This is a genomic window from Anaerolineae bacterium (genome assembly GCA_014360855.1).
GTDB lineage: Bacteria > Chloroflexota > Anaerolineae > JACIWP01 > JACIWP01 > JACIWP01.
Genome location: JACIWP010000108.1, coordinates 1 through 9,863, shown reverse-complemented (window position 1 = coordinate 9,863; position 9,863 = coordinate 1). Strand labels below are relative to the sequence as shown.

At 66.5% G+C, this 9,863-nt stretch carries 9 protein-coding genes; 3 read left to right on the top strand and 6 right to left on the bottom strand.

The genetic code is table 11. The features are described from left to right. The 4 genes from H5T60_07445 to H5T60_07430 form a co-directional block, all read right to left on the bottom strand. Window positions 1–139, bottom strand: a 139-nt coding sequence (locus H5T60_07445; protein MBC7242265.1) for a hypothetical protein, incomplete at its 3' end; no start/stop codon positions are given. 40 nt (window positions 140–179) lie between these two features. Continuing rightward, window positions 180–794 (bottom strand): hypothetical protein, encoded by a 615-nt coding sequence (locus H5T60_07440; GenBank protein MBC7242264.1) that lies wholly within the window; start codon window positions 792–794, stop codon window positions 180–182. 112 nt (window positions 795–906) lie between these two features. Then, the gene (locus tag H5T60_07435; GenBank protein MBC7242263.1) at window positions 907–3,195 is read right to left on the bottom strand and encodes a DEAD/DEAH box helicase; all 2,289 of its coding nucleotides are present in this window, start codon (window positions 3,193–3,195) and stop codon (window positions 907–909) included. A gap of 4 nt (window positions 3,196–3,199) precedes the next feature. After that, complete coding sequence (locus H5T60_07430) at window positions 3,200–4,693, bottom strand: CapA family protein (GenBank protein MBC7242262.1); 1,494 nt, start codon at window positions 4,691–4,693, stop codon at window positions 3,200–3,202. A gap of 195 nt (window positions 4,694–4,888) precedes the next feature. Between H5T60_07430 and glpX the strand changes: the two genes are divergently transcribed. Both glpX and H5T60_07420 read left to right on the top strand, forming a co-directional pair. Then, window positions 4,889–5,884: a class II fructose-bisphosphatase gene (gene glpX / locus H5T60_07425; protein ID MBC7242261.1), complete on the top strand. Its 996-nt coding sequence runs from the start codon at window positions 4,889–4,891 to the stop codon at window positions 5,882–5,884. A 7-nt stretch (window positions 5,885–5,891) separates the two neighbouring features. Next, a complete protein-coding gene (locus H5T60_07420; GenBank protein ID MBC7242260.1) occupies window positions 5,892–6,356 on the top strand; it encodes a tetratricopeptide repeat protein in 465 nt (154 codons plus the stop codon). A gap of 54 nt (window positions 6,357–6,410) precedes the next feature. On the opposite strand, the gene H5T60_07415 is transcribed toward H5T60_07420, so the two are convergent. Beyond that, the gene (locus H5T60_07415) at window positions 6,411–8,813 is read right to left on the bottom strand and encodes a hypothetical protein (protein ID MBC7242259.1); all 2,403 of its coding nucleotides are present in this window, start codon (window positions 8,811–8,813) and stop codon (window positions 6,411–6,413) included. A gap of 232 nt (window positions 8,814–9,045) precedes the next feature. Here H5T60_07415 and H5T60_07410 point away from each other — a divergent pair, with 232 nt between their 5' ends. Continuing rightward, on the top strand, window positions 9,046–9,711 hold the full coding sequence (locus H5T60_07410) for a diphthine--ammonia ligase (GenBank protein MBC7242258.1): 666 nt from the start codon (window positions 9,046–9,048) through the stop codon (window positions 9,709–9,711). Here H5T60_07410 and H5T60_07405 read toward each other — a convergent pair. Further along, a partial coding sequence (locus tag H5T60_07405) for a hypothetical protein (protein ID MBC7242257.1) occupies window positions 9,687–9,863 on the bottom strand: 177 nt, incomplete at its 5' end. The genes H5T60_07410 and H5T60_07405 overlap by 25 nt on opposite strands.

The following is a 9,863-nucleotide window of genomic DNA, read 5'->3' as shown; positions in this document are numbered from 1 at the left end:
CCGTGCCCTCGGGATAGGGGACATTGAGGGGCATGGTGATTGTCTCGCCGGGCTGGGCTGGCGTCAGGGGCAGACAGCCGGCGGAAAGGATCACGATGGAAAGCAGGCACAAGACCCGCAGACAGAGCGCCTTTTGCATGGGAATGCTCCTTTTTGTGTGGAGGCAAGCGACAGCCGTCTTAACTTCGGGACAGTTTCTTCTCGCCGGCGTACAGCCAGGCGCTCACCAGCGAGGGTATCACCCCCCAGATGCTGAACCATACCGGGGAGAGGCGCGCGAAATACTCCCACTGGGCGCGGTATTCCGGGACGGGCCGGCAGGGTATGGTGCTCAACAGCAGGTCGGTGAGGATGACGCCGGCCAGGCCGGCGCCGGCCAGCATAGCGGCCGACTGCACGGCCATGCGGAACTGCTGGGGTTCCAGCCGGCAGTGGTAGAGATACGAAAGCACCACATACTGTGTGCACAGCACCGCCGCCAGCGCGGAGAGGGAAAGATTAACGCCGTCCCAGAGGTGCAGTGTCCCCTGATGGATGGTGTGAAAGATGGAACCCAGGACAAAGGAGAGGATGAGGTACGATGGGAGCAGGGGGAAGTGGGATACCGACAGGACGGGCAGGGCCGCGCTCCAAAACAGCGCCAGGCCGGCAAACCAGGGGGCGCCGGCGACAAACATGGAAGTGACGGCCTCCCCGCAGACGGCGCGCTGGGTGCCAAAGGCTATCCAGAACCACAGCATGGCGCCGGCGGCGGTTCCCGCCAGCGCGGCCAGGGCCTGCCAGATACTGCGCATCTTCTCCCTCCTGACAGGGATATCGTACATGGGATGGGAGGAGATGTCAAGACGCGCCGGCGCTCGCTCTTACCCTCTACGGAAGTGGGCGGGAGCCAGGGGGTCGAGATGCCTACTTACCGAGCTGTAGCAACTGTTTCAGCATCCAGACTGCCGCGGCTTTGTCCAGCGGCTGGTTGCGGTTGCCGCATTTGGGGCTTTGCACGCAGGAGGGACAGCCGGCCTCGCAAGGGCATTCCTCAATCAAGCGCAGGGTCTCCTGCCACAGCGCCGGCAGGAGCTCAAACCCCTTCTCCGCGATCCCGACGCCGCCCGGGAAGCCATCATAGATAAAGATGCCCGGCAGGTCGGTGTCCGGATGCGCCGGCGTGGAAATACCTCCGATGTCATTGCGGTCGCACATGGCGAACAGGGGGAGCATGGCGATCATGGCGTGCTCCAGGGCGTGCAGGCCGCCGTGAAAATCCAGCCCCTCGCGCGCCAGCTCCTGCCGCCACGCCGGCGGCAGGTCGAACCACAGGGCGCGCGTCTCGAAGGTCTGCGCCGGCATATCCAGCCATTCCTCGCTCAGCACGGTATCGCTGAACTGCTGGAGCCGGCGGTAGCCGATAACCTGCTCCTCTACCCGCACCTGGCCGTAAAACGCGGTGGAGATGCCCATCTCGCGGTGGCGAAGCGAGCGCACGATGCTCAAATCACTCATGACCAGCGGCTGGGTGTAGTAATCCACATCCGCCGGCTGGAGCACCGCAAACCTGCGCTCCAGATCCAACTGCGTCACCAGGTACGTCTCCCCCTGATGGAGGTACACCGCTCCCTCATGTACCCGCGTCGGAGCGGTAGTCAGCTCGATCTCCTCCATCATGCGGAACCCGTCGGCGGCGTTCAGCAGAGACACCCGCTCCCCACTGGCCGAGCGCAGGCTCACCCGCTCCGCCGGATAGCCGATGCCCATGTAGTACCAGCGCTCGCTGCGGTATTCCAGCAGGCCCTGGTTTTCCAGGGCGATCATGGCGTCCACGAACCCCGGCCCGAACAGCTCCTCATCGGCGCTGGTCAGCGGCAGTTCGAACGCGGCGCAGGGGAGATGCCGGCCCAGGATGTAGACGTTGTCCGGCGCGATCAGGGCATGCTCCGGACTGCGCTCCAGCAGGGCCTGCGGATGGCGCATGAGGTACTGGTCAAGCGGATCATCGCGGGCGATCAGCACCGCCAGCGATTCATCCTGCCGGCGGCCGGCACGGCCGGCCTGCTGCCAGGTGCTGGCAATTGTGCCGGGATAGCCGACCAGCACCGCCGCATCCAGGTCCCCGATGTCAATCCCCATCTCCAGGGCGCTGGTGGCGGTGACTCCCAGCAGTTGCCCGTGAAACAGCTCCTGTTCGATGCGCCGGCGCTGTTCGGGGAGATAGCCGGCGCGGTACGATTTGACCCGCTCGATCAGGTGCGGCGCTCGTTCTTGCAGTGCCCGGCGCACATAGAGCAGGATCAGCTCCGCCACCTTGCGCGAGCGGGTGAAGACGATATGGCGAACGCCGGCCAAGGCCAGTTCCGTCTGCAAGAAGGCGGCTTCGCTGTTGGCACTGCGGCGCGCTGTGCGGGCCGCGTCCAGGAAGGGCGGGTTCCAGAGGACGAAGCGCTTGGGGCCGGCGGGCGCGCCGTCGTCGGTAATGACGCGCGCCGGCAGGCCTGTCAGCGCCTGCACATGTTCCCCGGGGTTGGAGATAGTGGCGGAACAACAGATGAACTGGGGGAAATTGCCGTAAAAGGCGCACAGCCGGCGCAGCCGGCGGAGCACACAGGCCACCTGGGAACCGAACACCCCGCGATAGGCATGGGCCTCGTCAATGACCACGTAACGCAGGTTGGCCAGGAAATGGGACCAGGCGGTGTGATTCGGCAGAATGCCCACGTGGAGCATGTCCGGGTTGGTCAGCAGGATGGCGGCGGACTTGCGCAGGCGTGCCCTGGCAGAACGAGGGGTATCTCCATCATAGGTCCCCAGAGGAAGCTCCCAACCCATCCGTCCCAACAGCTCCCGCAGAGCGCGAAGCTGGTCCTGGGCCAGTGCCTTGGTAGGGAACAGGTACAAGGCCCGTGCTCGGGGGTCCTCCATCATGCGCCACAGCACCGGCACATTGTAGGCCAGCGTCTTGCCGCTGGCTGTGCCGGTGGCGATGACGACGTTCTCGCCGCGCCGCACCGCGGCGATGGCTTCCGCCTGGTGCGTATAGAGATGGGTGATGCCGAGGTCGGCCAGGGCACGCGCCAGCGCCGGCGGCATGTGTTCCGCCAGCGCGGCGTACCGCGCCGGCCGCGCCGGGTACAGCTTCTCGTGCACGATCTGGCCGCGGTACTCGCGATGACGTCGGATGCGGCTCAAAAAGCCGGCGGCGTCCATGGCATCACCTCTCGTAGACGCGGCCCATGGGCCGCACCAGCAATTCCGGCCGGCCGTCCCATGTCACATCGCGCCAGCGCAGTTCGCTCACTTGCTCGACCGATGCCAGCATTTGGCGGCGCCATCCTTCCTCCGTCCAATGCCAGCCGTACACCGCCAGCCGATTGCCGCCGGCCGGCTCGAGCGTGGCGCACCGCGCCTCGGGATGGTCGGCGCACGCGGACGCGAGGATGGAAAGGGCATACGGCCGGCGGAACCGCGCCGGCGCGGATGGGTTCGCCGGACGCATCTCCCACCGCCAGAGCATCTCATTGGGATGCCCCAGACTGGATCGAGCGGGGGCGAACGGCTCCAGCCATACCGGGGGTACGTGTGCGCCGGACAGCGCTGGCCCGCCGGCCGCGGACGGATTGTCCCTCATCCACCAGACTGCCGGCGCTCCGCTCCCCGGCGCCGGCCAGAGGACGCGCCATACAGCGGACGGTGAATTCCCGGGCAGGAGCCGGCCCAGCACCGCCTCCGCCGGCGCCCCCTCAGCGAGCGTGACGCGCCCGTGTTGGCTCAGCGTCGGCACCAGCCCGAACTCCCGCACGCCATCCCGGCCGGCCACCACCAGCAGGACAGTCGACTGCATGGTCTCCTCTGAGAACCACTGGTCGAACAGGAAGTTGCCCAGGGAATAGGCGACCAGCGTGGGATGCGCCCTGTCCTTGCCCTGCACCCATTCCACCGGCTGGACCACATGCGGGTGATGGCCGATGATGATGTCCGCGCCGGCATCGGCCAACTGCTGGGCCACCCGCCGCTGATAGGCGTTCGGCAGGGAATGATATTCCTCCCCCCAATGCACGCTCACGATAATCAGGTCGGAGTCGGGGCGCGCCTCGGCGATGGCGCGGCCGGCGGTTTCGGGGTCCAGCCACATACAGCCGGCCGCGCTGGCACTTGCCTGATATGTGGCGCGCAGTCCCTCATAGGCGAAGAAGGACAGGCGCAGGCCGTTGATCTCCGTACGCCACGGCCCCTGCGCGGTCTCCCGATTTTCCCCACAGCCCACGCTGGCCATCCCCCAATCCGCCAGCGCCTGGATGGTCTCCAGCAGGCCCGGCCGGCCGTTATCCGTGGCGTGGTTGTTGGCCACCGATAGGAGGTCAAAGCCGGCCAGCGCCACCGCCTCCGCCAGGGACGGATCGGCGCGCAGGTCATACCCGCCGGCGACGCGCGGCGCGGTGGTCAGCGGCGATTCCATGTTGCCGAAGGCTAGGTCGGCGCTGTGCAGTATCGGGGCCACATGCGCAAAGGGGTATGACATTCCCTGCTGGACAATAATCTCGCCGACATGCCGGCCTACCATAATATCTCCCACAAAGGCCAGGCGCACCGTCGCATCGGATACCGGGTTCTCCGCGAGGACTGCCGGCACCCTCAAGATCATCCATATCAGCAGGCTCGTCCCAACGATCCGACACAGCCGGCGTGCCGCCGCAGACACGCTCATATGGGACCTCCAGGATGCGGGGATGCTGTCTAATGCTACAACACCCGTTGGGCTTTGACAAATCCTTTGACATTGTCCCCAAGGCAAGCTACAATGTGTGTATCAGGTGTACCCATTCCGGTTTCAGGGCATGTCGGCGCGCAGAGGCGCCGAACCAAAATATTATACCTTCGTCAATGCAAGGAGGAACCACCCATGGAAACTGGGCCTTCGTTGCCTGACCGGAACCTGGCGCTGGAGCTGGTGCGTGTGACGGAGGCGGCGGCCCTGGCCGCCGGCCGCTGGATGGGCCGCGGCGACAAGGAAGCGGTTGACCGCGCCGCCGTCGAGGCTATGCGTCTGGTGCTCAACACCATCCGCATGGACGGCATCGTCGTCATCGGCGAGGGAGAGAAAGACCAGGCGCCGATGCTGTATAACGGCGAGCGCCTGGGCACCGGTGATCCTCCGCAAGTAGACATCGCCGTGGATCCGGTCGAAGGCACCACTCTGCTGGCGCAGGGTCAGCCCAACGCCCTGTCTGTGGTGGCAATGGCGGAACGCGGCACCATGTTTTTCCCCGGCCCCATCGTCTATATGGACAAGATCGCCGTCGGGCCGGAGGCCAAGGGGGCCATTGACATCGAGGCGCCGGTAGCGGTGAATCTGCGCAATGTGGCGCGGGCGCGGGGCAAGGACATCAATGACCTGACCGTTGTCATGCTGGACCGGGACCGCCACAAGAAGCTGATCGAAGAGGTGCGGCATGTCGGCGCCCGCATCCGCCTGCTCCCGCACGGCGACGTGGCCGGCGGCCTGATGACCGCGATGGAATCCACCGGCATTGACATCCTGCTGGGTATCGGCGGTTCCCCGGAGGCTGTGCTCACCGCTTGCGCGCTCAAATGTGTCGGCGGCGAGATCCAGGCCAAGCTTTGGCCGCGCAACGAGGAGGAACGGCGCAAGGCCCTCGAAATGGGATACGACCTGAACCGGATTTACACCACGGATGACCTTTGCTCCGGGCAGAACATCTTCTTCTCCGCCACCGGCATTACGGACGGCGAGTTGTTGAGGGGCGTGCGCTACTTCGGCGGCGGGGCACGCACCGAAACCCTGGTCATGCGCAGTAAGTCCGGCACGGTGCGGCGCATCGAGGCGGTGCACCGTTGGGACAAGCTGATGAAGTTCAGCCTGATACCTTTTGATTGAGGGGAGAATGCCCGAACGAGCAAGCCGGCCGGCTGTCGGCTGGTGGCGCCGCCTGTGTAGCTGGTTCCTCACCCTGCGCGCCGCCGGCCACCGCCATTTCGGCGACCTGTACGCCGACCGGGAATCCTTCGAGAAAGCGGTTTTCGACCTCACCCGGGCCATCGAGCTGGACGCTGGCAATGCCGGCGCACTGCTCATGCGCGGCACCATTTACTGGCGTGAGCTGAATATCCCCGAACGGGCGGTGCAGGACCTCACGCGGGTGCTCCAGCTCATCCCCGGCCATGCGGAGGCGCTGTTCCAGCGCGGCTGTGCGCGCATCAACGCCGGCGACGCGGCCGGCGCGCGCCAGGACCTGGAGGAGTATCTGCGCCGCTTCCCCGCCGGCGGATGGAGCGAGCATGCCCGCCGGCTGCGCGATATGCTGGACGAGGTGCCGCTCCAGGAGGATGGAGCCGGCCGGATGGGATAAAACAGGCGGGGGGGGATTTTCCCCCGCCTGTTCTTTTCCCGTCGCGCCAAAGGCTTACCACGGCGGCTGGTCCTCGTCCTCCTCTGCCTCTTCTTCCGCCGGCTCTGCCGGCGGCTCCTCCGGCGGCGTGTCCTTGTCCGCCAGTTGGATCCAGCGGCGAGGCGCTCCCGGGTCAACCCGCTCCTCTTCCCCCAGTTCCTCTTCCGCCGGCTCAGGCGGTTCCTCGGGTTCTTCTTCCGCGGGCATGCGCGGGGACACATCCGGCTCTACCGAGGAGATGCGCCGCGGACGAGCCGCGCTGACCACCCGCACCGGCCGCTGGTACGGCGTTTCGCTGGACGGTGCGGCTCCACCGGCGCCGGCCGGCGACCCGCTCGGCGCACCCGGCGTGGATGTCGTGGGGGATGCCGACGTGGGAGGCGCCCCCGAAGCCCCGGGCTGTGCTCCCGCAGAGGAAATCGGTCCGAAGCCTGGCGGTGGAGGCGTCGCCCCAGCGCCGTACGTGCCGCTGGCCGACCCGGATTGCTTCTGCCGCCGGCGTTGTTGGAGCACCACCCCAATGATGGCCACACTGCCCAGGATAGCCATGATCAACGCCGCTGCCGCCGCAATGGTGGCGGTTTTGGAGCCGCCCAGCAGTCCCGCCGGCGTGGGTGAGGGGGTTGGCGTCGGCCGCGCCAGGGTCACCATGGGCGTCTGCTGGCCGGCGGCCCCTGCCGCCGGCGGTGGAGTGAAGGTCGCCGTCGGGACGAGCAGGGCGATGGCGGTAGGAGATGGCGTGGGGGCCGGCCGGCATGCCAGCAGGGAGATATCGTCAATGACCATCGAGGTCACGCCGCCGGCGCCGTCGTTATAGGCATTGAAGTACACCACGATGGACTGGCCGCGGAATTGGGTCAGGTTGATGCGTTGTTGCATCCAGGTGCGGCTGTTGTCGTACCACACCCGCCAGGGCAGGGCCAGGGTCGAGCCATCCGCCGGCGAGAGCACCACAAACTCCTGATGGTCCTGCCCACCGGTTTCAGTAGACATAAGATATACCCAGAAGGTGATTTCGACGTTGGCGGCATCCGCGGGGATGCTGACTGTCTGGCGTATGGACGAGAAGGTCTGCACGTTAGGCCCATCGGGGATGCCCAGCCGCATGGCGTAACTGCCGCTGTGGCGGTTGTCGGTGACCAGCGCCGGCACGCGCTCCGTGGGGCCAAGGTACCATCCCTGCGTGCCGGCCTCGAACCCGCCGTTGGAGATCAGCTCGGTGCACTGGCCGGCCGGCGTAGGATACGGCGTCCAGGGGGTGGCCGGCGGAGGCAGGGGCGTGAAGGTGGGGGTAGGGGCCTGCGGCGCCGGCGCGCAAATCTGGAACGCCACATCATCCACATATACGGCACTGCGGCCGCCCTGCCCATCGTTGAACACGTTCAGGTACAGGTCGAAGGCATAGCCGCGGAACGAGGAGAGGTCCACGTTCAACTGGAGCCAGCGCCGATCGTTGCTCACCGGGTTGCGCCAGAGCGTGGCGATGACCTGGTTGGTGCCCGGGGACATGAGGAGGATTTCCCAGTAATCCCCGCGTGGGTCAGGTTCGGTGGTGGGATAATAGAACAGGGTCAGGAGGGCGGAAGTGGCGTTGGCCGGCACCTCCAGCCGCTGGCGGATGGCGGAGCTGGAGGCGACGTTGGACTCGTTCTCGATGCCGAGGCGCATGGAGTAACTGCCGGCGTGCACTTGAGCGATACTGCGCGCCGCCGGCCGGGCGGTGGCGTCCACCCCCCAGTATCCGCCGGCCTCAAAGCCGCCGTCCTGCACCTGGTCCCAGCAGGTGACCCCGGGCGGCAGGGTTGCCGGCGGCGCCACCGGCGTGGGCGTCGGGCTGGGCCAGTACCACAGGGTGGGGGTGGGCGTCGGGGAGAGGATGGGCGTGGGCGTAGGTGTCCAGGGCCAGGTCGGCGTGGGGCTGGGGCTCCATCCGATGGGGGTGGAGGTCGGCGTGCTGGTGGGCATCACGGTCTGGGTCGGGGTGGGGGTGGGCGATTGCGGAACGCCGTGCGCTTCCAGCTCGACATGTTTGAGGTCGCCGTGCACGGTCCAGACAGGTTCGTCCGGCCCCCGCACGATGGCCTCATAGCCATTGATGGTGAAGCGGATGCGGTCGCCGGGTTGTGCGCCGGGCTGTTCCGGCCGGTCCCGGTAGCAGGGCATGACGCCGTACTGTCCGAGTGTATGGACGACGAAGGAGCCGCACCGTTTATCGCCGGCGTAGGCTACTACCTCGGACCCGACGGGCAGGGGCTGTCCGTTGAACGTGGAATTGATCCCGTAGAAGTTGACCCACTCCGGCGGCGCGCCAATGGTCCCCTGCGCCGATACGTGACTGCCGGCCGGGGCCAGGGCCGGCGAAACCAAGAGGAGGCTTATCAGCACCAGCGCTCCAAAGACCCAGCCTCGCCTGGACATTTCCATCCTCCATGCATGACGTGCGGACGGCGAGCGCGGCGTACCGCCGGCCCGCTCATACAGGTATTCTACCATAACGAGCCGGCGCTTGACAATATGGCCGGCCCATGAAAGGGCTGAGGTGGACAAAGTTTAATGTTATCCTCTATCGCGGGGGCAGGGACGTAGGGGCTGGTTTGGCCGGCGCGGGAGCGTGTGGTATCATGCAGGGAGTTCGATCGGAGCGCGGGAAATGGAACGCATCCTTTTCGCTTGGAGCGGCGGCAAAGACAGCGCCCTGGCCCTACACACGCTTCTGCAGGAGGGGAGCTGGGAGGTCGCCGGCCTTTTGACCACCGTCACCGAGGGCTACCAGCGCATCAGTATGCATGGGGTGCGCCTGGAGCTCCTCCAACAGCAGGCCGAGGCCCTGGGCCTGCCGCTTGAGCTCGTCTGGATCCCCCAGCACTGCGACAACGGGGAGTACGAGCGCCGCATGCGGGAGGTGCTGGAACGCTATCTCTCCCGAGGCGTGCAGGCCGTGGCCTTCGGCGACATCCATCTGGAGGAGGTGCGTGCATATCGAGAGCGCAACCTCGCCCGCCTGGACATGGGCGCGATCTTCCCGCTGTGGGGGAAGGCGCCGGCGGACCTCGTCCGGCAGTTCATTGCGCTGGGATTCCGGGCGGTCATCACCTGTGTGGATACCACAATGCTGGGGCGGGAATTCGCCGGCCGGGAGATCGACGCGCAACTGCTGGCCGAACTGCCGGCCGGCGTGGACCCCTGCGCCGAGAACGGCGAGTTCCACAGCTTCGTCTATGCCGGCCCCATCTTCCGCCGGCCAATCGCCTTTACCCGGGGAGAGAAGATACTGCGGGAGAACCGCTTCTATTACTGCGACCTTCTGCCGGCTTGAGCAGTGGCTGTGCCAGACTCGGCCGGGGTCCTGGCCGGCGGGCCGGCGGGGATGGCACCGCTCCGCACGCTTTCCAGCAGGGCCTGGAGCCGCGGGCGGTTGTGCCGCTGGGTGATAATCATGGGAAAGTTGAACAGGATGGCATAGACGAT

What these genes read in the sequence shown, in the direction of transcription:
- H5T60_07440 (MBC7242264.1), bottom strand. Translation starts at nt 794, where the DNA reads ATGCGCAGTATCTGGCAGGCCCTGGCCGCGCTGGCGGGAACCGCCGCC.
- H5T60_07435 (MBC7242263.1), bottom strand. Translation starts at nt 3,195, where the DNA reads ATGGACGCCGCCGGCTTTTTGAGCCGCATCCGACGTCATCGCGAGTAC.
- H5T60_07430 (MBC7242262.1), bottom strand. Translation starts at nt 4,693, where the DNA reads ATGAGCGTGTCTGCGGCGGCACGCCGGCTGTGTCGGATCGTTGGGACG.
- glpX (MBC7242261.1), top strand. Translation starts at nt 4,889, where the DNA reads ATGGAAACTGGGCCTTCGTTGCCTGACCGGAACCTGGCGCTGGAGCTG.
- H5T60_07420 (MBC7242260.1), top strand. Translation starts at nt 5,892, where the DNA reads ATGCCCGAACGAGCAAGCCGGCCGGCTGTCGGCTGGTGGCGCCGCCTG.
- H5T60_07415 (MBC7242259.1), bottom strand. Translation starts at nt 8,813, where the DNA reads ATGTCCAGGCGAGGCTGGGTCTTTGGAGCGCTGGTGCTGATAAGCCTC.
- H5T60_07410 (MBC7242258.1), top strand. Translation starts at nt 9,046, where the DNA reads ATGGAACGCATCCTTTTCGCTTGGAGCGGCGGCAAAGACAGCGCCCTG.